Origin of the sequence: Acinetobacter sp. ESBL14 (assembly GCF_036668815.1) — a bacterium.
In the GTDB taxonomy this organism is placed as follows: Bacteria; Pseudomonadota; Gammaproteobacteria; order Pseudomonadales; family Moraxellaceae; genus Acinetobacter; species Acinetobacter gyllenbergii.
Genome location: NZ_JAZEVS010000001.1, coordinates 198196 through 224125 on the forward strand (window position 1 = coordinate 198196; position 25930 = coordinate 224125).

Here is a 25930-nt window from a genome sequence, read left to right on the forward strand (position 1 = left end):
AGTCATGTCTGACCGGTTAACACCCAGAAATAATGTAGTGCATGGTTATTTTTCACTAAGCATAAGTTTAATTTTTCTGATGTTTTCTGCTTTTCCGTGGGCATTAATTTGCTTGATTTTGGGTGTTTTACTAATTGGCTTGGGATATGTACGGGTTTGGAAAAAAGACCAAATCCCCAATCCTGTTGTAGAAGGAGCGGTTTTGCTGATGATTCTGTTCTCTTTTTGGTCAACGAGTTGGATAACAGATTATATTAACCAAAATGCACCAAGAAAGACGATCTGTGGTTGGGCTAAAAACATTGAAAAACCAGGCAGAAGTAGTGGTCAGTTTTTATTGGTGAATGACGAAACGAGTCAATCTTTTTCCTATACTCACCAGATGCAAATACAAGCAATCAGTGAAATCTGTATCGAATACTCTTTAGATCAACGTTTGAATGATTATCCTTATATTCATGAAATTTACCCTAAAATTTCAACAATTCAGAACAAGGAATTTAAGTAGATGAGTCGAATTTATTTTGTCAGTGGTATTGATACTGAAATTGGTAAAACGTATGCCACAGGCTATCTCGCCAAACTTTGGACCGAACAGGGACAGCGTGTTATTACCCAGAAGTTGGTACAAACGGGGAATGTCGATATCTCTGAAGATATCGAAAAGCATCGTGAAATTATGGGTAGTGGCTGGTTTCAGGAAGATCACGAGAAGCTGACCATGCCTGAAATTTTTACTTATCCTGCCTCGCCGCATTTAGCCACACGTTTGGATGGACGTGATCTGGATTTTGCCAAGATCGAAGCAGCGACCAAGGAATTGGCTCAGCGATTTGAGGTGGTATTGTTAGAAGGGGCCGGTGGTTTGATGGTGCCTTTAACCACAGCGTTGTTGACCATTGATTATATTGCTCAGCATCAATTTTCTGTGATTTTGGTGACTTCAGGACGTTTGGGCAGTATTAATCATACTTTATTGAGTTTAGAGGCATTAAAGCAGCGTGGTTTGAGTTTGCATGCTTTGGTGTATAACTTAAAGGATGAGTCGAAAGATCCACTTATTTCGAAAGATACCGCAGATTATTTAAAAGCTTATTTGGCAAAGCATTTTCCAGAAGCAGAATGGATTGAATTGGAAAAGTTTAACTAACTTTAGGTATTTATTGTCTAGTAAATATCTACGATCGTGGAGGGCGGCAAGGATGCCGCCAAGTTAGACTGCCTTGCGCTGCTTTCAAAGCCTTGCTTTGAAATTGCTCAGGACGTACCGTCAGTCTAACAAAAGATTTTTGTTACTTTTCATCTTTGAAAAGTAAGATGATATTCCTGTGATTAGATGAGAGATCGAGAAGACTCCGCTAAGATTACTTTCAGGTTTAATCTCTAAAGGAAAATCATAATGAATAAAAAGAAATTTATTTTTATAACACTCTGTCTATCAAGTCTAATCTCGGCAACTCATGCTGCCGTGCCAACAGATAAAACCATCATCAGTTGGATTACTAATTTACAAGATTCAAATGCCAGTCCACCTCAAGCCATTCAGATTGATTCAACCGAAGCCGTAAAACTGATCTCGGGTGAAGAAGCCTATTTATCTGGCGTAAGTTTTGAAAATGCAGGACGCAATTTTTGGGCTGGCTATGTGTTAACCCGTCCAAAATTAAAACAGGCTCGAATCTTAAAAGAGTTTGGTGGTCAATCGAATAGCTTTAAAGTGCATTCCACTGTTTATAAAGCTAAACCGATTCAACTGATCGAAATTGAAAGTGCGGGCTCAGGACAGGGCACAGTCGAGTCGAGTAAAAGCTTAGTTTATTTCACTCAGTGGACCAGCAAACTAATTACAGAGGTAGAAGAGTCTTCTTATAACGGGCGCTATAATGAAAAACTGGGTGCGGAAGATTGTCGTACTGGCCGAGACAATTCAGGCTATTTAAATGTGATGCCTTATTCACCTTATGTGATTCGAACCACAGTGACAGGAGATGCCTGTAATAACAAACCGCAAGGCTATAAAGTGAGTAGTAAACTGATTCCGATCATAATCAGTGAGATCAGATAAAAAAGCTAACAAGCGAACTTGTTAGCGCTGGAGTAATGTTTAATTATCTGATTAATTTTTTGTTTTTATTCTTTAGTTATTACTGACGATGCCGATTTTAGTGACATTGCTCTGTTGAGCCAGCGCCATCACCATCGCAATATTTTTATATTCAGCCTGTGCATCAGGTTTAAATTTGATTTGATCCTGATCGGCTTTTTGTGCAACTGAGTCAAATAAAACCTTGAGTGCCTGGCGATCAGCTACGGCTTGATCATTCCAAAAAATATGTCCTTGCGCATCAACCCGTAGATTGATGGTCTCAGGTGGTTTTTGCTCAGTTGGTGGTGGGGGGCTACCATTTGGCAAATTAATGTTAATGGCATTATTTGGAATCGGAATCGTGATGATGAACATAATCAGCAGCACCAGCATGACATCAATCAATGGTGTCATGTTAACGTCGAGCATTACATCATCTTCATCATTTTTTGAACCCACATTCATACCCATGTGTGATTCTCCTGTTATGGTGTAGAAGCAGGGGGAGTGGTAACAAAAGCGATTTTACCAATCCCTGCTTGCTGAGTTGTACTGATCACCTGATCTATTGCTGCATAGTGAGTCTGTTGATCGCCTCGAATATGAACCTCAGGCTGCGGTCGTTTTTGCGCTTCAGCTTGTAAACGGGCAAGTAAGGTTTCTTTATTTGCAACGTATTGTTCATTCCAGAAAATATCCCCGGTTTTATTGATGGAAAGCTGAATATTTTGTGGGGTGGTGGCATAAGGGGTATTTTTTTCTTCAGGTAGTTTTACCGGAACAGTGTGCGTGACCACTGGCACTGTAATTAAAAAGATAATCAGCAGCACCAGCATGATGTCGACCAGCGGGGTCGTGTTAATCGTCCCGATGACATCATCGTCACTTTGATCTGAATTCATCATCATGCCCATAATGCTGTTCCTTATTTAGAATCACGGTTTGGGTGATTACTGTTTAAGTCACCGCTGAGGAGTACCGCATGTAGGTCTGAACCAAATGAACGGACATTGTCCATGACTGCTTTATTGCGACGGGTTAACCAGTTGTAGCCCAATACAGCTGGAACAGCGACAGCCAGACCAATTGCGGTCATAATCAGTGCTTCACCCACAGGACCAGCCACTTTATCAATTGATGCTTGGCCTGAAATACCGATCGCAGTAAGCGCGTGATAAATCCCCCAAACGGTTCCAAATAAGCCTACGAATGGTGCGGTTGAACCGACCGTTGCAAGGAAGGCCAAGCCATTGCTTAAGTGACTTTGTACTTTTTCGATGGCGCGTTGAATTGAAATCGTCACCCATGTGTTGAAATCAATACGCTCTAATAAGGTGCCATCGTGATGTTTGGTCGAACGAATGCCTTTTTCAGCAATATAACGGTAGCTACTATTGCTATTTAAACTTTCTGCAGCGCTATTTAAAGACTCTGCTTCCCAGAAATGACGTTCAGCTTCTGTGCCATGGCGTTTGATTTTACTTTGTTGGAACACTTTCGACAGAATGATGTACCACGTGCCAATCGACATCAGTACTAAGATAAATAGCGTTGATTTTGCAACTAAATCACCTTCGCGCCAGAGCGCTTCTAAACCATAAGGGTTATGTACTTTTTCAGCGGTTGCTGGTAATGGCGGTGGTGTTGGTGCAGCTTGGGTTGTAGCATCTGTACTCACACTTGTGACTGCGGTGGTTTGCGTGGTTTCATCCGCCCATACGGTTGCAACAGGCAGTAATGTACTGCCTGCGATGAGGCCTATTGCTGCGATTTGAGAAATACGTTTTACTGTGTTTGTCATGTTTAAATTCTCCAAAAAATTTGTTTGTTCAATGCATTTAATTAGGAAATCGTGAATGGATATTCGATCTCGTACCATTCTTGTTGTGGTACACCGTCTTTCATTGCAGGTTTAAAAGTGCACAGGCTATAGGCTTTCACAGCTGCTTTATCTAGGCTTTTACTTCCACTCGATTTTTTAACTTTTGAGTCGATCACTTTGCCTGAACCATCAACCAGTACACGAATACGCACCGTACCTTCTTCTTCATTCATCAAGGCTTCACGTGGATATTCAGGTTTTTGACATCCTGCCTCACCCTCAGAAACACCGCGCGAAATTCCTGCGGGTTTTGCTGGCGCCACAGGTGCAGCGGGTGCTGTTGGAGCAGCAACAGGACTCGGGCTGGCTGCAGCAGGCGTGGGTGTTGGTGTAGCAACAGCCGTTTTAGTCGGTTGAGTCGGTGCTGGTTTTTGTACAGGGGTGACTTTCTCCACCTGTTTAGGTGGGTCAGGCATCTTGGCCACTTTTTCAACCATCTTTGGTGGCTCAGGTGGCTTTTCTTTGGGTTTCGGTTCCTCAGGCTTTGGAGGAGGTGGTGGTTTGATGTCCTGAATAATCTGTAGTTCTACAGGTTTATCAACAGGCTTGCTAAAGTCAGTCGCTAAACTTGTCATCAGAATATAGGCGATAATGAGATGTAGAAATAACACCAGGCCAATACCAACAAGGCGTTTGGCAGGTTGATTTTCATTCTCAGAAAAGGGGATGCCCATAATTACTCCTGAAATTGTAATCAGTAATTCATATCCATTCGATACGGCTGATATCGATTTAGACTGATAAAAACCGCTTGGAATGTGATGAAACAGAGGATTACGGTGAATCACTACGACAGAACAACATTCATGTCGTAGTGATGAAACGCATTAAAATTTATAGGTGCCGCGGACAAAATAGGTGCGTCCTGTAGGATCGCTATAACGTGGGTCATAGCCATACTGAAATAGTGCCAGTGAGTTTGAGGCAGCAGGTTCCTCATCAAAGATGTTTTTAATACCAAAACTCAACTCAGTGTTTTTGAGGCCACGATACGTCCCAGAGATGTTATAGACGCTGTAATCACTTACACGATGGTTTCTAAAACCTTCTTTGATATTGGCGGAGTTCTGATCCTTATAGCCTTGAGTAAACTGTTGCTGAAAGTTCAGCGCCCAGTTTTCATAGCTCCAGTTTAGGTTAGCAACATGTTTCCAACGAATGGTTGGACCCCCCGCTGCCCCACCAACAACAGGAGGACTGTTATCTTTAAAGGCACCTAAATTACTAAACCACTCCCCATTTTTTTCAGTTTGATAATCAAACTTTGTGACGTAGGTTCCGTCGATCCCGAAACCAAAGCGACCCGTTGAAGTTTGTGGTGTGAGATAGTTCAGTCCAATATCAAAACCTTGTGTTTTGATATTGCCCATGTTTTGATTTGTGGCAATCACATAATCAATTGAACCATTTGCTTTACGAACGAATTTATCCGCATATTTGCTTGGGTCTGCAAAGATACTGTCGGGACTGAGTGCAGAGATCTGGTTTTTCACTTCGATATTGTAATAATCAACAGAGAAAACGAGATTCTTGATTGGTTCAAGTACAAAACCTGCTGTGATTGAGGTTGATTTTTCTGGTTCTAGATTCTTATTTCCGCCATTTTGTTGATAAAATTGTTGTCCGCAATCTCGTGTTGCATCACCTTTGTCTGGAAGTGGCTTTCCGCCAGGGCATAAGATTGGATCATCATTAATGGGTGAGTTGGTTAAGGCATTGCCTGTATTTAACTCAGCAAGCGTTGGTGCCCGAAAACCGGTGCTATATGAGCTGCGGAGCATTAACTGTTTAATTGGTTCCCAGCGTAAAGCAAATTTAGGGTTAAATGTGCTGCCCACATCACTATAGTTATCGTAGCGGGCTGCCAATTGAGCCTCTAGCGTTTTATGTAATGGAATATTGAGTTCAGTGAAGACTGAGCTAATATTACGGTCACCACTATCATTCGGCTTTTCTGCATCAACACCCGTACTTGGCGCTTGTGCTGCAATATTACGGTCTACTTTATATTTCCAATTATCATAGCGATAGCTCCCTCCAAAAGCGAAACCAACATCACCAGCAGGTAGGCTATAAATCGTGCGGCTTAAAGTGAAGTCAAAGATCGTTGAGTCAAGCGTTGCATCTAGATATTTGCCTTTCACATTAAGCGTATTCCAGATGTTGGGATCATCGCCTGCTGCTTGTGGTCCGAAGGGGTTGAGAATTCCTTTGTCTAATACAGTTTGTAATTGGTCCTTGTTAATAAAACCACTTTGCAAACTTTCATTGCTATTACTACGGGCATATGTAACCCCAGTATTTAAATCCCATCCAGCAACTTCACCTTCAATCCCTGTAAACAAACGGTGGGATTCGTATTGAGATTTTTTCTCACGATTCCCTGCTTGTGAGCGAATTCTAAGTTCTAAGGGTTGACCACTTAATCCGTCTACAGCAGGTACAATACCATTACCAGGGAAGTATTTACTTTGATCATTGATGGTTACGGTATCGACAAAAACATCGGGTGCAACAGAAGTATTGACTTGATTACGTGAATAAATATATTCACCGATTGCATTCAAATTATCACTGAGCTTGAAGGTGATATGCCCGAGTGCAGAAATATCCTCCGTCTTTGGTGTAATACCAATCGAGGATTGGGTATTGAGTCGGCAATTATTACCTACAGCGGTTGTATTTGCATAACCAAGGCAGCCTGTCTTCGCATATGGATTACCGCTTGCATCTTTATTACCTGGATCAACAAAGTTCGCTGGAAATGCGCCAATACTGCGAGATTCAAGACCTAGTTCTGGAATGACTCCTCCACGTTTACTGACTTTACGGTCCTTTGCCCAAATTTCACTACCACGACGATAATCAATAACACCAAAAATATTAAAGCGATCTTCATCTAAATCACCATAGCCACCAAAGACACTAATATTTTGTGTATCTCCGCCACTTTCTTCTGGTTGAGTTAATCCCGCACTGAGGTTTAATCCTGTAAATTGTTTTTTGGTGATAAAGTTAATAACCCCACCAATTGCATCAGTCCCATAAATTGCAGAAGCGCCATCGCGGACAATCTCAATACGCTCAAGCATGGCAAGGGGGATAATATTTAAATTGGTCACACCACTATCAAAGGCATTTGCAGCCAAACGACGACCATTGAGTAAAATGAGCGTTTTATTTGCTCCAATCCCTCTTAAGTTGGCAGTTGCCCCAGCAGTTCCTGAAAAACCAATACTTTGGGATGTGTTTAAACCTGACTGATTCGCTGTAATTTTAGAAAGCGCTTCCTCTGTAGTCGTTACCCCTTGTTTCAGAATTTCGTCTACTTTGACGATGGTAATGGGGGATGCACTCTGGGCTGCAACGCCTTTGATGGATGAACCCGTGACTGCAACTTTTACAACTTTGGCTGCTTTTTCCTCGGATGGTGATTCTGCCTCAGCAGCATGAGCCATGGTTAAACACAGCATACTTAAACTAAGCGTACTAAGTTTGAGTATGGTTTTGCTCGTTTTTGACGTAGCGTTTGGTGGAGCGAAATTGGCATTTTTCATTGTTTGTTTAACCCCTAAATGGTTTGCCACTCTAAAATTCGATCAATCCGTTTTAGCAAGACCTGTGCCAAGCCCTATTTTTAGATTTCGCTTAATGTAGAATAAATTATGTAAAAGTGTTTTAGTTTTTATATATAAGCTTTTCATATTTTTACTAAATATTAAAAATATTGAAATAATTAAAAATCTAGGTTTGTTGTCATAAAGTTCCAAATAATGCATATTCATGTAATGTGTTAAAATGAATCATAAAGTTTTATTTTTGCTTTTTTCTGGTGCAAATATCATTTTGTTGCTATAAAACATGTAGTTTATTGTTTTTATTTCATTGAAATGGAAAATAATATATAAAAATATGATTTGGCATAAAGTTACTTTTATTTAAGATGCGTGAAAATCGGATCTGCTATGAATACGGCTTGATTAAAAAGTAATCGCGATTTTTTTATTTGAAAAGTGGCATGAAATTGGCTAGGTAATTTTCAATCTTGAAGGGGTTTTTCTTTGGATTTGATTTTTCCAATTGGTAAGAAACATTAAATAAATGATTTTTTAATAAAAAATTGGAATAAGAATCGTTGGAAGGAAAACGGTTGTAGTGTTGAATGCTATGCGAAAGTCTAGTATTTATTAAAAAACGATGATGTGAGCACTGATTTGAAGTCAACTTTTTTTACGGTCACTGTGTTATCAACTGTTATTGCATTTATGCCGATGGGCTATGCGAAAACACCCGCTCAGGCAGATAAAGTACTCCGTGTTGCTTTTGAAGCGCCAGATGATGGTTTTGATATGGTTAAAACTTTCAATTTTTATAGTGGTAGTGTTGCCGATGTGATTTTTGAAAGGTTGCTTCAATATGATTATCTCGCGAGCCCAGTTAAGTTAATACCTGCAACGGCAGAGAGCTTACCTGTTGTTGAAAAAAATGGTCAGATTTATATATTCAAAATAAAGCCAGGTATTTATTTTACTGATGATCCTGCATTTAAAGGCAAGCGCCGAGAACTGGTGGCTGAAGATTATGTCTATTCAATTAAGCGGATATTAGACCCCAAAAATCATGCCTCAGCATTTTCTTTTATTGATAATAAAATTGTGGGTGCCAATGCGTTGGTTGAACAAGCCAAGAAAACGGGTAAATTTAATTACGATGCAAAAATTGAAGGTATCAAGGCACTGGATAAATATACAATTCAATTTACGCTGACACAACCTGATTATAATTTTCCTTATATTCTGGCCTATAGCACCTTTGGTGCGACTGCCCGTGAAGTCGTTGAATATTATAAAGATCGTTTAGCCATGCATCCTGTAGGAACAGGGCCTTATATGCTGAGCAAATATGTACCGCGCAGCAAAATTGAACTGGTTGCCAATCCAGATTATCGAGGGTTTGTCTGGAATTTTAAATCGACAGGCACGGCCTGGGATAACCAACTGGTTAAAGAAATGAGTGGCAAGCAAATGCCGCAAATTGGCAAAGTCAATATCAGCATTATCGAAGAAGAACAATCACGTTGGCTCGCTTTTCAGTCCAAGCAACTCGATTTTGATAAAGTCACTGAAAATGCAATCCCAAAAGTACTGGATCAAAATAACCAGTTAAAAGCAGCCATACAAAAACAGGGTATACGCCTTTATGCGAATAAAGAAGCAGAGATCACCTTTTCAATGCTGAATATGCGTGATCCTGTGGTGGGTGGAAATAGTTTAGAGAAAGTGGCGTTAAGACGTGCAATTGCAATGTCTTTTAATGTGCATGAATATATTCGGATTTTAAGAAAAGGGCAGGCGGTAAAGGCAGAAATGCTCGTGCCAGCAGGGATCAGTGGTCATAATCCGAATTATCGCAGTAGCATCGGCTACAATCCGGTACTCGCCAATAAGTTACTGGATCATTTTGGCTATAAGAAAGGGCCAGATGGCTATCGTCATCTTCCCAACGGTAAGCCTTTTACCTTAAAAATAAATACAGAAACGGGATCAGCCAAGGTGATTGCCTCTGAGCTTTGGAAAAAAAGTTTGGATGCAATAGGCGTTCGTTCTGAGTTTAAAGTGAGTAATTTTGCCGATAATTTGAAAGCTTCAACCCAGTGTCAATACATGATGTGGAGTGGGGCATGGCATGCGGATTATCCAGAGGGTGAAAACTTCACACAATTGCTTTATGGCCCGAATGTTGGACGTGGTAACCAATCCTGTTATCAGTCAAATGCTTATGACAATTTGTATAAACAGGCAATGCAGCAACCCCCTGAAAAACGCATGCCATTCTATGAAAAAATGAGTCGCCAAATTGAAGCTGACAATGCATGGATTTTACAAGACACACGAATTCGGAACTGGTTGATTCAACCAGAAGTACAGGGGTTTAAAGCTCATCCGATCATGAATACCAATTGGCAATACTTAGATATTGTTTCACCAAATCAAAAATAAGTGATGCGTTTATGATGAAGCAAAATTTAAAACTTTCGATGCAACGGAGCTGTCTGGCACTGCTACTGGGGACAACACTGAGTTTTGGGGGCTCGCTTGCAGAAGCGAAAAACCCAGCCGATCCTAAAAAAGTCTTACGCTATGCCTTTCCAGTGGCAGAAACAGGATTTGATCCCGTAGCGACACAAGATCTATATTCAGCACATATCTTGTATTCTATTTTTGAAACGCTCTATACCTATGATTATTTAGCTTCGCCCGCCAAGTTGGTACCGAAAACGGCAGTGGCCTTACCTGAAGTGAGTGCGGATGGGTTGACCTATACCATTCGGATTCAGAAAGGGATTTATTTCACCCCTGATCCTGCATTTAAAGGCAAGCCACGTGAGCTCACCGCTGCGGATTATGCGTATTCATTCAAACGTTTACTTGATCCGAATTTGCATTCTCCAAACAGCTGGTTGTTCGAAGATAAAATTGTGGGAATAGAACCTTTTATTCAACAAGCCAGTAAAACAGGAAAATTTAATTACGATCAGCCGATGGCTGGGATACAAACACCAGATCGTTATACTTTGGTCATTCGTTTAAAAGAACCGAATCATAATTTTCCGATGCTGTTGGCACATCAACCCACGGGTGCAGTGGCACGAGAGGTGATTGAAAAATATCGGGATAAGGCGGGCTATGTGATGGGACGGCCTGTGGGAACAGGTCCTTATATACTGTCACATTGGACACCAGGTTCACGGATTATATTGAAGGCAAATCCAGACTATCGTGGTTTTACATGGGACTTTAAGGCCAGCAGTCCAGAGGATCAAAAAATCGTACAACAGATGCAAGGCAAAAAAATGCCACAAATCGGTGTGGTCGATATTCAGGTGATTGAAGAATCACAATCGGGTTGGCTGTCATTCCAAAAAGATGGTTTGGATTTATTTACACTTGATGGTGAATTACCTGCACAGGCTTTGCAATCTGATGGTTCATTAAAACCTCAACTTGCCAAGAAGGGCATCCAACTGTCTCGTATCTCAGATCCTTCGATTGATTATTTGTATTGGAACATCCAAAACCCCGTAGTAGGTGGTTTTAGTAAAGATAAGATTGCATTGCGTCGCGCGATGTCCATGGCAGTTTCTAAAGAAAAATTTATCACCGTCTTGGCCAAGGGGAATGCCAAAAAATTAGAATCACCGATTCCATATGGTGTCGCAGGGCATGATCCAAATTATAAAAGCAGCATCCCTTATTCGGTGAAGGCGGCCAATTTATTACTCGATCGCTATAATTATAAAGTGGGTCAAGATGGCTGGCGGACCTTACCTGATGGCAAACCTTTAGTGATTGAGTTTATGCCATCGACCAGCAGTGCACGAAGTATGCAAATGGCCGAGTTACTCAAGAAAGATTTAACCAATATTAAAATTAATATGGTGTCGAAGCCTGTTCCTTTCGCGGAAGGTTTAAAAGCGGAGAAACAATGTAAAACCATGTTTAAGGCTTCGGCTTGGATTGCAGATTATCCTGACGCAGATAATTTTGTGCAGTTGTTTTATGGCAAAAATATTCATGCAACCAATCATACCTGCTTCAAATTACCTGAATATGACCGTCTCTATGAGCAATCATTGAGACTTGAGGATGGCCCTGAACGCGATATGCTGTATCGCAAGATGTCACGGTTGTTAGAGTTTTATTCACCCGTGCAATTTATGTCGACCCGTTACCGTACCGTGGTCGCGCAGCCGCGTGTGATGGGTTATAAAAAACACCCTGTTCTGCCAGCAGAATGGATGTACATCGATATTCAAGATAAGAAATAACAAACAGATTAAATTGGAGAAAGCGCATGGCGAAACAAATATTGAAGTTGTCGACACTGGGACTGTTATCAATGGCGGTTGCGGGAGTGAGCCAAGCGATTTGGGCTGAAAATACAAGAACCACGTTACCGATCTTAAAAACCAGTGAAAGTGCTCAATGGTGTGATGCCAACTTGCAGACATTTAAACAGCGGATTGCTCAACTGGAAAAGCAAACAGTAAAACCCCAATCTGATGCTACACCTGTATTGGCAGAGTGGGATCAGTTGATGGCAAGTTTTGAAGATTTTGCAGGGCCGATTAGTTTATATAGCAATGTTGATCCCGATGCCAAATTACGTCAAGCTGCTGAAGATTGTGAAGTTAAGCTGAATCAATTACAAACTGAAATTTATCAGAATCCAAAACTGTATCAACGTTTTAAAAACACCAAAGCCAACGATGCAATCGATACTAAGTACCGCCAAGATATTCTGGATGCCTTTGAAGATACAGGGGTACAACTTCCTCCTGCAAAAAGAGCACGGGTCAAAACAATTTTTGATGAGTTGACCAAACTTTCACAAGAATTCTCCCGCAATATTCGGGATAACCCAGAAAAATTAGAATTTACGCCTGCCGAGCTGAAAGGCTTACCAGACAATTATATTTCAGGCCTAAAGAAAAATGATAAAGGCAATTATTTATTAGGCTTTGAATATCCAGAATACCAACCTTTTATGGAGTTGGCCGACAGTGATGATGCACGCAAACGTTATCAAACTGCATTTACACGTCGCGGTACAGAAAAGAACTTAGTCTTGCTTAAACAGATTATCGACTTACGTTATGAACTGGCACAGCTGTTTGGCCAGCCAAGCTATGCCGATTGGGCTTTGAAGAAACGTATGGCGAAAACGCCAAAAACAGTGAATACCTTCTTGGCAGATGTACACAAAGTGGTTGCACCACTTGAGCAAAAAGAAGTGGAGGAGTTACGTGCATTCAAAGCCAAGACCTTGAACACAACTGTAGAAAAAGCTGAAATTAACCGTTGGAATGTCAATTATTGGAGTGAAAAACTCCGTAAAGAAAAATACCAAATTGACCAAGAAAAACTGCGTGATTATTTCCCAACCTTAGCAGCACAAAAGTGGCTATTTGCGATTTCATCTGATCTTTATGGCATTGAATTTAAGCCAGCCAAAGTCGATGCATGGCAAAATGAAGTGGAATATTATGACGTCACTGACAAAAAAACAGGTGAAGTCCTTGGTGGCCTATACATGGATAAATTCCCACGTGAAGGCAAGTACGGGCATGCTGCGGTCTGGGGTGTATATGGCGGCAGTACGCTGAGCAAACGTAAACCCATTTCAGTGTTGGTCACCAACTTTAACCGCAAAGGTTTAAATAGTGACGAACTAGAAACCTTTGTGCATGAGTTTGGTCATGCCCTGCATGGCATTTTATCGAAAACTCGCTATTCAGCTCAGTCAGGCACCTCGGTAGAGCGCGACTTTGTTGAAGCGCCATCACAAATGTATGAAGAGTGGGCACGTCGTAAAGAAACCTTGTCTAAAGTAGCCGATTATTGTGACCCCGCTTGTCCACGCGTAGATGATGCGCTGATTGAGCGTCTTAAATCAGTACATAACTATGGACGTGGTCTACGTTATGCGCGTCAAACCCTATATGCACAATATGACATGGCTTTGCATGGTGCAGATGCACTCAAAGTACAGCCGATGGATGTCTGGAAAAAAATGGAATCGGCAACCGCATTGGGCTATGTACCGAACACTGAGTTCCCTGGTCAGTTTGGCCATTTGATGGGTTATCAAGCGGGCTATTATGGCTATATGTGGTCTGAAGTATTGGCCTTGGATATGTTGTCGGCTTTTGGCGATAACTTAAATAATCCAGAAGTAGGACAGCGCTACCGTCAGGCGATTTTGTCACAAGGCAGTCAAAAGAATGCAGCGCAACTGGTCAAAGACTTCTTAGGCAGAGAGCCAGATAACAAAGCCTTCTTTAATGAAATTACAGGTCAACGGGTCAAATAAGGATTTGCCATTATGCTTGCTTATGTCGTGCGTAGACTATGGCAAATGATCCCGACCATGTTGGGTGTCATTTTGCTGATTTTCTTCTTGTTTAACTGGGTGGGGGGCGATCCTGCATATATTTTGGCAGGAAAAATGTCCAACCCTGAGCAAATTGAAAACATCCGTAAACAGTTGGGGGTCGATCAACCTTATTATGTACAGCTGTGGATTTTTATTAAACAGATTCTGACTTTCGATTATGGTGCTAGTTGGAGTACAGGCGAATCTGTCTCACAGATTATTCTGACCCGATTAGGCCCATCATTGACCTTATTGATTCCATTGACCATTTTACAAACCGTGATTTCAATCATCTTGGCATTGGCGGTTGCATCAGTGCGTGGTTCATTGACCGATCGCATGGTGATGATGCTGTGTACCATTGGCATGTCGATCAGTATCTTGGTGTATATCATTATCTTCCAATATGTGTTGGCCTATCAACTCAGTTGGTTCCCTGTTCAGGGCTGGAGCGATAGTTTTAGTCAAAACTTATTCCATTATGCCTTGTTGCCGATCTTGATCATGTTGGTGGTGAGTATTGCTCCAACGCTACGTTTATATCGCAGTTTCGTCCTCGATGAAATTAACCAAGATTATGTGCGGACTGCGCGCGCTAAAGGTGTAGGCGAGTCTCGGGTCCTCGGTGTACATGTATTGCGGAATGCCTCGATTCCCATTGTCACTGAAGTGATGGCCAGTCTGCCAGCCTTATTGATTGGTGCTTTCCTGATTGAACGTTTCTTTGGTATTCCAGGCATTGGTCGAGAAATTATTATTGCGGTTGAGCGTAGTGACTTTCCTGTGATTAAAGCCATCACCGTATATATCGCTGCGATCACCATGATTTTTAACTTGATCGCTGATCTGATTTATAAGCTTCTCGATCCTCGTGTACAGTTGAAATAGGAGGATAACGATGCTCAGTACAATTTTTAAAGGCAAAGCCTCCCCAAATGAATCTTCTGCATCAACAGGACTCTGGCATTTGGCCTTGAATCGATTGAAGTCAGATCGAATTGCCGTGGTGTCTTTTTTGGTGGTGTTATTTTATTTCATCTTGCTCGCTTTATCGATGACAGGGGTAATTGCCTCAAACTGGAATAAAGAAGTTGCAGTCAGTTATGCACCACCGACATTTTTAGGCGCAGATTCAGAGTCAGATCAAATTAAATCCAATAGTGAAACCACAGCCGCTTTGCCTGAAAATCCAGTCGATCCCTTGAAAGATGTGATTCAGCAGCTTAATGCCGAAATTCAGGCTGAACAGCAAGGTGGTTCAGTCATTGATAATTATGGCATGGTTGATCCTTTGGCTGAGGATATGCAGCAGATTGATCAGCAACTCGGTGGGCATTTACTCGATCAAAAACAAGAACTCAAAACCACTTTGCCTTTTGGGGCGGATAAGTGGGGGCAAGATATCTTGTTAAAAACCATCAAAGGCGCTGAAACTTCAATTCTGGTCGGTTTATTGTCGGCATTATTGGCGGTGGTGATTGGTACTTTTTTGGGTGCAATTGCAGGTTATTTTGGCGGTTGGGTCGATGATGTTCTGAACTGGTTCTATAACATTTTTACTTCGATTCCTTATCTGTTATTGGTATTGGCCATTGCGGCAGTCCTACAACAAAAAGGCATTCTGTCGATTGTGTTGATCTTGGGTTTAACGGGATGGACGGGAGTATTTCGTCTGATTCGTGCCGAATATATGAAACATAAATCGCGTGAATATGTGTTGGCAGCCAAAGCCATCGGTGTCAGTCATCTGCGCCGTATGTTCGTGCATATTTTTCCGAATGTGAGTCATATTGCTTTGGTGCAGATTTCGATTTTGGTGGTGTCATTCATTAAATCAGAAGTGATTCTGAGCTTCCTTGGTTTTGGTGTACCTGTTGGCGTGGTGTCTTGGGGCAGTATGTTGAATGAAGCACAAAGTGAGCTGATCTTGGGTAAATGGTGGCAATTGGCTGCTGCATCCATCGCAATGGCTGTGTTAGTCACTGCATTTTCGATGTTTACCGATGCCTTACGTGATGCTTTAGATCCTAAGTTGAAATAGCGGAGAGACAAATATGCAATATCAGAATGAAACAACGCTATTACGTGTCGATGATCTCCGTGTCAGCTTTAAGGGTGAAAATAAGCAGTGGATCGAAACAGTCAAAGGCATTTCATTTTCAATTCCTAAAAATAAAACCGTAGCACTGGTTGGGGAGTCGGGCAGTGGTAAATCGGTCACTTCCTTAGCCGTGATGGGGCTGTTGCCAAAAGGGCAAAGCCAAATTGCTGAACACAGTCAAATTTGTTTTGAAGGTAAAGACTTACTTAACTTATCGGCCAAAGAGATTCGCAAAATTTGTGGTAAGGATATTGCCATGATTTTTCAGGAGCCGATGTCCTCGTTGAATCCTGTCTTTACCGTGGGAGATCAAATTGCTGAAGTGTTGTGTATCCACTTAGGCATGGGGCGCAAGCAGGCCAGAGTACGGGTACTTGAATTGCTGAAAGAAGTGGGTATTCCTGCACCGGAAACCAAGATTGATGCTTATCCGAGCCAGCTTTCAGGTGGTCAGCAGCAACGGGTGATGATTGCCATGGCGATTGCCTGTGAACCGAAGTTATTGATTGCCGATGAGCCGACCACAGCCTTAGATGTCACCATCCAAAAGCAGATCATTGATTTATTAGAATCTTTACGACAACGTCATGAAATGTCGATGCTGTTTATTACCCATGATTTAGCCTTGGTGGGTGAAATCGCAGATGAAGTGATTGTGATGCGTCATGGTGAAATTCGTGAAAGTGGCCCTGTTGAACAGGTGCTGGAACAACCACAAGACGTGTATACCCGTGCTTTGCTGCATTGTCGTCCACAGTTGGCCACTCGCCCATACCGTTTGCCTGTGACCAGTGATTTTATGAAGCAGGACGAAAATGGACAACTGATCGAAGCCACCAATCTATCTGATTTAAATCTGAGACAACGTGCTCGTGGTCTGACTGGTGATGAACCCATTGTTTTAGAGGTCAAAGACCTGAAAAAGTCGTTTTATAGTCGTAAGGGCTTGTGGGGACGCGAAGAATTTCAAGCGGTGAAAGGTGTCTCTTTTCAACTGGCGAAAGGTAAAACCTTGGGACTCGTTGGAGAGTCGGGTTCAGGTAAAACCACCATCGGTTTACTGTTGATGCGTTTGCATGAGGCAACGGGTGGGCAGGCTTTGATTGGTGGCAAAGATATTCTGGCGATGACTGAGAAAGAGTTTTGTCAGTACCAACGCAAAATTCAAATCATTTTTCAGAACCCTTATGCTTCACTCAATCCACGCTTTACCATCGGGCAGATTTTATTGGAACCGATGCGGATTCATGGTGTAGGACAGAATGATGCTGAGCGTAAAAAGATGGCATTGGAACTGTTAGAGCGCGTCAGTTTGCCTGTGCAAGCCTATGATCGTTATCCACACGAGTTTTCAGGTGGACAGCGACAACGGATTGCGATTGCACGTTGCTTGACCTTGAAACCAGAGATTTTGATTTGTGATGAGTCTGTTTCTGCACTGGATGTGTCGGTACAGGCGCAGGTGTTGAATTTGTTGCAGGACCTACAAGACGAGTTTGGCCTGAGCTATATCTTTATTTCGCATGACTTATCTGTTGTGAAATACATTTCTGATCAAGTGATGGTGATGAATCATGGCGAATTAGTTGAAATTGCCAATTCTGATCAACTGTATTTACATCCTCAACATGAATATACCAAGAAGTTGTTAGCCGCAATTCCGCAAGGAGGTTATTTAAACTAGAAGTAATGAAAAGTTAATAAGTATAGGTTTATGCATGAGAGATAGAGGCTATTTTCTCTATCTCTATATTTATTTAAAAATCAATTTCTGAAAATGGTTTGAGCTTTTCAGCTTTCTCTTGAGCTATTTTATCTTGTTGGTTTTTTTGATATTGCTCTGTAACTTCTTGAGAATAAGCTGTAATTCGTTCTACCCATTTTCCAAAACGGAAGTCAGTAACATAGAGTTTCTCATTTATTGTTTGACTACGAAAGATAATAGTTCCATCAGCCATTGTAATACTTGCTGTTGGATAGTTACCACTATGATGTTTGAAGTTCTCATATTTATTAAAACTTAAAGTACAATTTTCCCATTCCGTTGTCCTTGCTTGTCCTCCTTGTAATGTAAGATTTGCACCTCCGCAGGTAATATTACGAATAATTTCATAAATTTTTAGTTGTTCCGCATGTGTTTGCTTTTTTCTTATTTCTGGATCATTAAAAACTTTTAAACTATTTTCAACTGAATATACTGCTGCAACCGATGATACTGACGACCAAATATTCACTTTTAACTTCCTTATAAATTTAAATTTTTAATTTTAACAAAGCAATTAGACAGGTGGTGTCTCAGTATCTAAATATTTTATTATTCAAAAAAAATGCAAGGTTATTAACCTTGCATTTTTATCTTCAATTAAAACTTCTTAAAGCCTTTATTGAAGCCAATGGTTTTACGACCATTGTTATTGTTGGTATTGCCGCTTGGACGTTGTTGCTGTGATTGATCTTGTTCATCATCACGACGTTGCTGACGCAAGTAACCGCCACGACGTGCCGCCATTGGCTTTTCAGACATACGTTCAGTACGGCGTTTTGCCATACCGAATAAACCTGTACCTTGGCGTGGTTTCAATTCCACTGATTTCGCCAAGTTGTCGATATCGCTTTTATCCAATTCCATCCAACGACCTGTACGTAATTCACGTGGCAAAATGACGGTGCCGTAACGAGTACGTAATAAACGGCTGACTTTTAAGCTTTGTGATTCAAAGATACGACGGACTTCGCGGTTACGACCTTCTTTAACCACCACTTGATACCAACGGTTGATACCATCACCACCGATTTCAGAGAATGATTCAAACTTGGCTGGACCATCTTCAAGCTCAACACCTTTCAGCATGTTATTGCGAATTTGTGGGGTAACTTCGCCCATCACGCGAACAGCATATTCACGCTCAACTTCGTTTGAAGGATGCATTAAACGGTTGGCAAGCTCACCATCATTGGTGAATAACAATAAGCCAGTACTGTTAATATCCAGACGACCCACCATCACCCAACGGTCGTTGGCGATTTGAGGTAAATGATCAAATACGGTTGGGCGTTTTTCAGGGTCATTGCGTGAGCAAATTTCACCTTCCGGCTTATAGTAAATTAATACGCGACGACGAATTTCATCTTCAATTTGGAATTGTACTTTACGACCATCGATACGGAGTTCATCACCTGGTTCGATACGTTCACCGACTTGGGCAATACGGCCATTAATGCTGACACGACCAGCAGCAATGACTTCCTCCATATAGCGACGCGAGCCTAACCCGACTCTCGCTAAAACCTTTTGTAATTTTTCACTCATGACAGCACAACCTTAGACATAATGATCAACAGTTCACCTTTCTCAGGACTTCGGCGCATGTGCGTCGAGTGTCATGAATGCTTCCTTGGCGTTCTGCAGGGGAGGCAATTGACCTAGCGAAGCTAGACCAAAAGCATTTAAAAATTGGGGCGTTGTAATCAACAACGCAGGTCTTCCAGGTAAATCTCTGAAACCAGCTTCTTTAATCCAGTTCCAGTCAAAAAGCGTTCTTAAATTTTGGCTATTATTGGATACACCACGAATCTGCTCAATATCGGCACGTGTGACGGGTTGATGGTAAGCAATCACTGCGACAGTTTCGAGTAATGAGGGTGACAACTTGGTTGGGCGCTCTGGCCAAACCTGCGCAATAACATTTCGATATTTAGCACGTACTTGAAAGCGAAAACCTTGTGCCGTTTCAATCAACTCGATTGAACGACCATGTTGTAACATTGCCAGTTGCTGTAAAAACGTGCGTAATTGTTGCTTATTATATTGGTTTTGAAATGCTTCTTTTAGACGTGCAAGCGAAACTGGTGAGTCACTGGCAAATAAAATCGCTTCAATCTGCAATAAAACTTCATGATGAATGTCTTCAAACGACATGCCTTCATTTTGCTCAAACTGATCTAAACTCATGCGCTCACTCCTTGAATGGTTAAAGGAGCTTCAATGCCTGTATGGATAATCTGAATTCTTTGCTGACGTGTCAGCTCAAGTACTGCCATAAATGTAACGACCATACCCATCCGACCTTGCATGGGGTTTAATAATTCAATAAAACTCAATGCCTCACCTGATGCGAGTTGGCTTTCAATAAAGGCAATACGTTCTTCTAATAGCACGGGCTCTTGCGCTACCACATGGGTGATCGGTTCAGGCCGGTTGAAGACACAAAATAAAGCATCGTGTAAGGCAGCAACATCATAGCCTTCATAAATCGGAGCGATGTGTCCAATACTGACATTGGTACTAAAAGTATCGCGCTCGAAGATCGGCATTTGCCCCAATCGTTCAGCAGCTTGTTTAATACGTAAATAAGTTTCCAAACGATCAATCAATTCTTGTTTTGGATCTTTTTCGAATTGATCGACAGCAGCTGGTTTAGGTAGCAGTAAGCGTGATTTTAAATCTGCAAGCAATGCAGCCATCACCATATAGTCAGCAGTCAGCTCGATATTCAGCGATTTCATACTATCCATATAAGATAGATATTGAGTAGCAATCGGGGAAATATCGACTTGTAATAAATCAAAGCCATTTTTTTGAATCAGATAAATCAAAAAGTCCAATGGACCTTCAAACTGTTCCAGCAAAATTTCAAACGCGGCAGGCGGGATATACAAATCTTCAGGTATGACTTCTTGCCACTCGTCAAGCACGCGAATGGAAGGAGTGGACTCCAAAGTTTGGGGGAGAATTTGGTTCATTACCGTTATAAGCCACGCGAATTTTCAAAAGCATGAAAGATATAATTTTTTGTGCAAAGAGAGGCACATGCTACCAAGAGCAGGCCTATTGTAATCGAAATTGCCAATTTAATAAATTGCTGACTTACAAAAACCTTAAATTTCTCAGGGTATTTTATTTATTTATGTGCAGTCGGCTAGGTCATATAAAAAACTTATGCTTAAATTAACAACGAAAACCGTTCTTTCTTTCAATTATAAATCATCATGAAACATTATTTAAAAACACAACAGAATCAGTTTGGGCAAACGGTTGGCTTTGCTCTAGAGCATCAATTTTGTCAGCCAATTCAACATCATCTAGATGGGCAATATGTCAAATTGATTTACATCGTAAATGAAATCTCTGATCAGGCTGCAAGTCAAATTTGGGATGCAGTTGCAACCGAAGAAAATGCTGCTTGTTGGACGTATTTGCCATATGCTGCACCGCAAAACCACGCTGTGTTAAAACAGGATTTACAAAATCTATTTGGTTTTAAAGCTTCCTCGCATTTTTTAATTGAAATTGATGGTGCGATTCAAGGTTGGATTGCGTTGTTAAACCCAAGGTTAGAGCAGGGTGCCATTGAAATCGGTAATGTCTATTTTTCTCATCGAATGAAGAAATCCAAAGCCTCAACGGAAGTGATATTCCTATTATTACAACAATGCTTTGCTCATGGTTTTAGGCGTGTAGAGTGGAAGTGTGATGACTGTAATGCACCGTCTAAAGCCGCAGCCTTACGTTTTGGTTTTCAGTATGAAGGCTTATTCCGTCAAGATCGAATCACTAAAGGGCATAATCGGAATACGGCATGGTTTTCAATTATTGATGAAGAATGGCCTGATTTAGAAAAAGTCTATCAACAATGGCTGAGTCCAGATAATTTTGATGCGCAAGGTTTTCAGAAGCAGCGATTGTCTGACTTTTTGATGGATTAAAGATCAGTGCTTACTCAAAAGCACTGACATCACCGACACCACGACGTACGATTTCAGGATTTTCTCCAGATAAGTCCACGATACTGGTGGTGGATAAGGTACCGAAGCCGCTGTCGATAAATACATCTATGCGTTTGCCTAACTGGTTTTCAATATCATAAGGATCATCCAGCGGATCTTTTTGGTCAGGTAAAATCAGGGTACTGGTTAACAGCGGCTCACCGAGTTCTTGTAATAAAGCTTGCGCAACAGGATTGCTTGGAATACGTAACCCAATGGTTTTTTTCTTTGGATGCATTAAACGCTTTGGCACTTCGCTAGTCGCGGGCAAAATAAAAGTCGTAACCGCTGGTGTATTATTTTTCAATAAGCGATACATGGCATTATCAACTTTGGCATAGGTTGCAATGTCAGATAAGTCACAACACATAATGGCATATTGATGCTTAGGGCCTAGGCCACGAATTTGTGCAATCCGTTCCATCGCACTTTTATTCCCGATTTGGCAACCAATGGCATAGGCTGCATCGGTGGGATAAACCACAACATCACCCGCACGAATACGCTCAACGGCTTGGGTGATTAAGCGAGCCTGTGGATTCTCAGGATGGATATGTAAATGCAACATCTTTGAACTCCCTGATCTATATGGCTAAATTTAGTATGAAACGTGTTGAGGTCAAGTTGCAAGCATTAGATGTGACAATTTTGTCTTTTAATCAAGGTCTTCGCGTTTAAATTCATTCAGTTGTAATGGTGTGCTATTTCGGGTGCAATGACAGATGTAATCAATGAAATGCGCTGCGTCTCGAGGCAATTTAGCTTTACCAGAAAAATAAGCTTGTACTTGCGCAAAGACATGATCTTTAAATTGCTGACCGTTGCCGCCATCGCCGGTTAAATTATCCAAAGAGACACGAAATTTCCGACCAAATGCAGTCGCAAATAACCATTCAATTGCTTGCGGCTTGATTTCCACTTGCTCAAATAAGGCTTGCTGTTCGGCGGTTCGCCCATCTGGAGCATACCAATAGCCTAGATCTGGCAATAGGCGGCGTTGTGCGCCAGAGATGCTCCAATGGCTGATTTCATGCAGGGCACTATTAAAGAAACCATGGGCAAATTGGATTCTTGCAGCGTGCTCATTGGTCGCTGGGAAATATTCTGGTTCAAAATCACCTTTAACTAGTGTGACATTATGGTGGGAAAACCAGTGATTAAAGTGTAAAATAAGCCAATCGACCTGTTCTGGTTCTGATGTTAACTTTTGCCAAGATGAGCGTTGCACTTGATCTGGCGTTAATGCAGGAGCAGAGGTTGAATGGGTGCTTACAAGTAATGAAGTTGTTACTTCAAGTTGCGGCTGCAACAGGTGCATTGCTTAATTTACCCCGAGTTCTGTCTAAAGAAGTGCAAAATTGTATCTTAATCTTTGACAGAGTACCGATGAATTTGTAGAATTGCCGCCTTAATTATGTCAGCAAATACCTTTCCGGCACAGATTGAGCCGTTTAAATGGGCTGAACAGGGCTTTACATGGTCAGGCACACTGCCATTGTCTCGCTTTGCTCGTATCGCTCGTGAAGCTGTTGGATCAATTAATGATCGATTGATCAACGTAGACTGTAAGCTATCAATGGATGCATATCATCGCATTGTATGGCTAGATGGACATATTGAAGCGAAAGTTCCAATGGAATGCCAACGTTGTTTGGATACTGTTGAAACTGAACTTACTTCAAGTTTTCATTTGGCTTTGATCGATGATGAGTCACTGATAGAGCGCTTGGATGAGGATGCTGATTTCATCGTTTTAGGTGAAAGCGAGTCTTCGAAAAAAGGTGATTTTGATACACCTGCTTCGATTGATTTGCTCGCACTACTAGAAGATGAACTGTTATTGTTGATGCCTTTATCTCCCAAGCATGATGTTTGTGAGCATAAGCATCGACCTACCATTCAGGACGTTGTCGAAGAAAAGCGGGATAACCCGTTTGATGTTTTGGCAAGTTTGAAGGGTAAACTTAACTCATAATTTGTGATATAATGTTGAGTTAAGACAACTGAATTTGTTTCTGATCCATTTTTTCGATCTTTGTAAGGAGCCATCATGGCCGTTCAGCAAAACCGTAAAAGTCGCTCTCGCCGTGACATGCGCCGTTCACATGACGCTTTAACCGAGAATGCATTATCTGTAGACCAAACTACTGGTGAAACTCATCGTCGTCACCACGTGACTAAAGACGGTATTTACCGTGGTCGTCAATTATTCGCTAAAGCAGCTGATGCTGAATAATTGAACCATATGCATTAAGCGTTAGCTTAAAGTATAGAAAAAATGGGAGCGAAAGCTCCCTTTTTTGTTGTTTTTCGCAATTAAAAAACGATTTAATCAATGGTAAATTGCCGCATCGGGAAAGAGTCTATTGTCATTCTCATGTAAAATCATGCGTGTTGATGAAATTGGCGATAGACCATTTTAAGGATTTTTATATGTCGACTAAACGACTTGAGCAGGCTGCTCAAGCAACAAAAACAGCATTTGTTTTTCCAGGTCAGGGCTCACAAAAAGCGGGCATGCTGGCTGAACTTGCAGAGCAGTTTAGTGTCGTTAAAGATACATTTGCAGAAGCATCAGAAGCGCTAGGTTTTGATCTTTGGCAGATTGCCCAAAGCGGTGAGGGTTTAGACCAAACTGAAAATACCCAACCTGTGTTACTGACTGCAAGTATTGCCTTATGGCGTGTTTGGTTGGAACTGGGTGGTATTGCACCGAAATACTTGGCTGGCCACTCTTTAGGAGAGTACAGCGCATTGGTTGCAGCAGAGGCAATGACTTTGGCTGATGCAGTGAAATTGGTGCATTTACGTGGCAAATTGATGCAAAGTGCCGTTCCACAAGGGACAGGCGCAATGGCTGCAATTCTTGGCTTAACAGATGAAAAAGTGATTGAGCTTTGTCAAAAAGCCAACGCTTCTGCTGCAGGGCAAGGTTCGGTTGAAGCGGCAAATTATAATGCACAAGGTCAAGTTGTGATTGCGGGTAGCACTGCTTTAGTTCAGCAAGTGATGGCAGATGCAAAAGAACAATCAGGAAAGGCCATTGCGTTGCCTGTTTCTGTACCATCACATTGTAGCTTGATGAAACCTGCTGCAGAAAAGTTTGCTGAAGCTTTGGAACAAACTGCCATTGAGCTACCACGCCTTCCTGTAATACAAAATGTCAACGCGGAAATCGCGACAGATGTTGCTCAGTTAGGTCAGGCATTAACCGCTCAATTGTACCAATCGGTACAATGGACACGGACCATGCAATATCTGCAAGATCAGGGTATTCAGTACGTGGTCGAATGTGGACCAGGTACGGTACTGAGTAATCTTGCCAAGCGATTACCGAACATAGAAAAAGCATTTGCGATTGATAGCAAAGCACGTATGGAAGATGCCCTAAACGCAGTGTTAGTGGCAGAAGGAAAAATTGCATGACACAACAACGAAAAGTTGCGTTAGTGACAGGAGCAAGCCGTGGTATTGGCGCAGCGATTGCACAGCAACTCATTCAAGACGGTTTTTTTGTAGTAGGTACCGCGACTTCTGAAGCAGGCGCGCAAAAACTCACAGAAAGCTTTGCTGAGCATGGAGCAGGCGCTGTACTCGATGTTCGTGAAGGTGAAGCCATTGATGCACTGGTATCAGACATTGAGCAAAAATACGGTTCAGTGCTGGTATTGGTCAACAATGCAGGCATTACCAAAGATAACTTGTTGCTTCGGATGTCTGAAGATGATTGGGACGATATTCTCAATATCCATCTGAAAGCTGTTTACCGCTTATCTAAGCGCGTATTGAAAGGCATGACCAAAGCACGTTTTGGTCGCATTATTAATATCAGTTCAGTGGTTGCACACTTTGCCAACCCTGGACAAGCGAACTACTCCGCAGCAAAAGCAGGGATTGAAGCGTTCAGTCGTAGCTTAGCCAAAGAGATGGGGAGCCGTCAGATTACAGTGAACAGTGTTGCACCTGGTTTCATTGCCACTGAAATGACTGATCAGTTAAGCGAAGATATTCGTAAAAAAATGACTGATCAAGTAGCTTTAAATCGTCTAGGTGAACCTCAAGATATTGCTGATGCAGTGAGTTTCCTTGCCAGCGATAAGGCTAGTTACATTACTGGTACAGTTTTACACGTAAATGGTGGTCTATACATGGCCTAACT

General features: G+C 41.7%; 25 protein-coding genes. 14 read left to right on the forward strand and 11 right to left on the reverse strand.

Annotation, left to right across the window (positions count from 1 at the left end):
• Positions 1-4 precede the first annotated feature (4 nt).
• From V6E90_RS00975 to V6E90_RS00985, 3 genes are all read left to right on the forward strand, one after another.
• A complete protein-coding gene (locus tag V6E90_RS00975; RefSeq protein WP_016660427.1) occupies positions 5-508 on the forward strand; it encodes a hypothetical protein in 504 nt (167 codons plus the stop codon).
• Positions 509-1150 (forward strand): dethiobiotin synthase, encoded by a 642-nt coding sequence (bioD, locus tag V6E90_RS00980; protein ID WP_332604243.1) that lies wholly within the window; start codon positions 509-511, stop codon positions 1148-1150.
• A 249-nt stretch (positions 1151-1399) separates the two neighbouring features.
• Positions 1400-2065 (forward strand): hypothetical protein, encoded by a 666-nt coding sequence (locus tag V6E90_RS00985; RefSeq protein WP_332604244.1) that lies wholly within the window; start codon positions 1400-1402, stop codon positions 2063-2065.
• A gap of 72 nt (positions 2066-2137) precedes the next feature.
• On the opposite strand, the gene V6E90_RS00990 is transcribed toward V6E90_RS00985, so the two are convergent.
• The 5 genes from V6E90_RS00990 to V6E90_RS01010 all read right to left on the reverse strand — a co-directional run bounded on the left by V6E90_RS00990 (position 2138) and on the right by V6E90_RS01010 (position 7525).
• Positions 2138-2557, reverse strand: a complete 420-nt coding sequence (locus tag V6E90_RS00990; RefSeq protein ID WP_065343516.1) for an ExbD/TolR family protein — start codon at positions 2555-2557, stop codon at positions 2138-2140.
• A 14-nt stretch (positions 2558-2571) separates the two neighbouring features.
• Complete coding sequence (locus V6E90_RS00995) at positions 2572-3000, reverse strand: ExbD/TolR family protein (protein ID WP_332604245.1); 429 nt, start codon at positions 2998-3000, stop codon at positions 2572-2574.
• Between the two features lie 11 nt (positions 3001-3011).
• The gene (locus V6E90_RS01000) at positions 3012-3887 is read right to left on the reverse strand and encodes a MotA/TolQ/ExbB proton channel family protein (protein WP_332604246.1); all 876 of its coding nucleotides are present in this window, start codon (positions 3885-3887) and stop codon (positions 3012-3014) included.
• A gap of 41 nt (positions 3888-3928) precedes the next feature.
• On the reverse strand, positions 3929-4642 hold the full coding sequence (locus V6E90_RS01005) for a TonB family protein (RefSeq protein WP_332604247.1): 714 nt from the start codon (positions 4640-4642) through the stop codon (positions 3929-3931).
• A 153-nt stretch (positions 4643-4795) separates the two neighbouring features.
• Complete coding sequence (locus tag V6E90_RS01010; protein ID WP_332604248.1) at positions 4796-7525, reverse strand: TonB-dependent receptor; 2730 nt, start codon at positions 7523-7525, stop codon at positions 4796-4798.
• A gap of 657 nt (positions 7526-8182) precedes the next feature.
• On the opposite strand from V6E90_RS01010, the gene V6E90_RS01015 reads away from it, so the two are divergent.
• The 6 genes from V6E90_RS01015 to V6E90_RS01040 are packed head-to-tail and all read left to right on the forward strand — an operon-like array spanning position 8183 to position 17689.
• Positions 8183-9967 carry an ABC transporter substrate-binding protein gene (locus tag V6E90_RS01015; RefSeq protein ID WP_332604249.1) on the forward strand — a complete coding sequence of 595 codons (1785 nt, stop codon included), beginning with the start codon at positions 8183-8185 and terminating at the stop codon, positions 9965-9967.
• Between the two features lie 14 nt (positions 9968-9981).
• Positions 9982-11796 (forward strand): ABC transporter substrate-binding protein, encoded by a 1815-nt coding sequence (locus V6E90_RS01020; RefSeq protein ID WP_332605056.1) that lies wholly within the window; start codon positions 9982-9984, stop codon positions 11794-11796.
• A gap of 26 nt (positions 11797-11822) precedes the next feature.
• On the forward strand, positions 11823-13841 hold the full coding sequence (locus V6E90_RS01025; protein WP_332604250.1) for a M3 family metallopeptidase: 2019 nt from the start codon (positions 11823-11825) through the stop codon (positions 13839-13841).
• A gap of 12 nt (positions 13842-13853) precedes the next feature.
• Positions 13854-14792 carry an ABC transporter permease gene (locus V6E90_RS01030; protein WP_332604251.1) on the forward strand — a complete coding sequence of 313 codons (939 nt, stop codon included), beginning with the start codon at positions 13854-13856 and terminating at the stop codon, positions 14790-14792.
• 10 nt (positions 14793-14802) lie between these two features.
• Positions 14803-15945, forward strand: coding sequence for an ABC transporter permease (locus tag V6E90_RS01035; RefSeq protein ID WP_332604252.1), 1143 nt, complete (start codon positions 14803-14805; stop codon positions 15943-15945).
• Positions 15946-15958: 13 nt separating this feature from the next.
• Entirely contained in the window at positions 15959-17689 is a 1731-nt protein-coding gene (locus V6E90_RS01040) for an ABC transporter ATP-binding protein (protein ID WP_332604253.1), read from the forward strand.
• 73 nt (positions 17690-17762) lie between these two features.
• Here the strand turns inward: V6E90_RS01040 and V6E90_RS01045 are convergent, their stop codons facing one another.
• The 4 genes from V6E90_RS01045 to V6E90_RS01060 all read right to left on the reverse strand — a co-directional run bounded on the left by V6E90_RS01045 (position 17763) and on the right by V6E90_RS01060 (position 20748).
• Positions 17763-18239: a hypothetical protein gene (locus tag V6E90_RS01045; RefSeq protein WP_262757320.1), complete on the reverse strand. Its 477-nt coding sequence runs from the start codon at positions 18237-18239 to the stop codon at positions 17763-17765.
• Positions 18240-18367: 128 nt separating this feature from the next.
• Entirely contained in the window at positions 18368-19315 is a 948-nt protein-coding gene (gene rluB, locus V6E90_RS01050; protein WP_065343505.1) for a 23S rRNA pseudouridine(2605) synthase RluB, read from the reverse strand.
• A 42-nt stretch (positions 19316-19357) separates the two neighbouring features.
• Positions 19358-19957, reverse strand: a complete 600-nt coding sequence (gene scpB, locus V6E90_RS01055) for an SMC-Scp complex subunit ScpB (RefSeq protein ID WP_004655286.1) — start codon at positions 19955-19957, stop codon at positions 19358-19360.
• The gene (locus tag V6E90_RS01060; RefSeq protein ID WP_016541723.1) at positions 19954-20748 is read right to left on the reverse strand and encodes a segregation and condensation protein A; all 795 of its coding nucleotides are present in this window, start codon (positions 20746-20748) and stop codon (positions 19954-19956) included. Before V6E90_RS01060 ends, scpB begins: the two co-directional genes overlap by 4 nt.
• A gap of 246 nt (positions 20749-20994) precedes the next feature.
• Here V6E90_RS01060 and V6E90_RS01065 point away from each other — a divergent pair, with 246 nt between their 5' ends.
• Positions 20995-21711 (forward strand): GNAT family N-acetyltransferase, encoded by a 717-nt coding sequence (locus V6E90_RS01065; RefSeq protein ID WP_332604254.1) that lies wholly within the window; start codon positions 20995-20997, stop codon positions 21709-21711.
• A 10-nt stretch (positions 21712-21721) separates the two neighbouring features.
• Here the strand turns inward: V6E90_RS01065 and V6E90_RS01070 are convergent, their stop codons facing one another.
• Both V6E90_RS01070 and V6E90_RS01075 read right to left on the reverse strand, forming a co-directional pair.
• Positions 21722-22339 (reverse strand): L-threonylcarbamoyladenylate synthase, encoded by a 618-nt coding sequence (locus V6E90_RS01070; protein ID WP_004655282.1) that lies wholly within the window; start codon positions 22337-22339, stop codon positions 21722-21724.
• A gap of 87 nt (positions 22340-22426) precedes the next feature.
• On the reverse strand, positions 22427-23089 hold the full coding sequence (locus tag V6E90_RS01075; protein WP_065343503.1) for an elongation factor P hydroxylase: 663 nt from the start codon (positions 23087-23089) through the stop codon (positions 22427-22429).
• Positions 23090-23185: 96 nt separating this feature from the next.
• Between V6E90_RS01075 and V6E90_RS01080 the strand changes: the two genes are divergently transcribed.
• The 4 genes from V6E90_RS01080 (at position 23186) to fabG (ending at position 25928) form a co-directional block, all read left to right on the forward strand.
• Positions 23186-23746 carry a YceD family protein gene (locus V6E90_RS01080; protein WP_016541727.1) on the forward strand — a complete coding sequence of 187 codons (561 nt, stop codon included), beginning with the start codon at positions 23186-23188 and terminating at the stop codon, positions 23744-23746.
• 75 nt (positions 23747-23821) lie between these two features.
• Complete coding sequence (gene rpmF, locus V6E90_RS01085) at positions 23822-24007, forward strand: 50S ribosomal protein L32 (RefSeq protein WP_004638135.1); 186 nt, start codon at positions 23822-23824, stop codon at positions 24005-24007.
• Between the two features lie 197 nt (positions 24008-24204).
• On the forward strand, positions 24205-25197 hold the full coding sequence (gene fabD / locus V6E90_RS01090) for an ACP S-malonyltransferase (protein WP_332604256.1): 993 nt from the start codon (positions 24205-24207) through the stop codon (positions 25195-25197).
• A complete protein-coding gene (gene fabG, locus V6E90_RS01095) occupies positions 25194-25928 on the forward strand; it encodes a 3-oxoacyl-ACP reductase FabG (RefSeq protein WP_016541729.1) in 735 nt (244 codons plus the stop codon). Before fabD ends, fabG begins: the two co-directional genes overlap by 4 nt.
• Positions 25929-25930 lie beyond the last annotated feature (2 nt).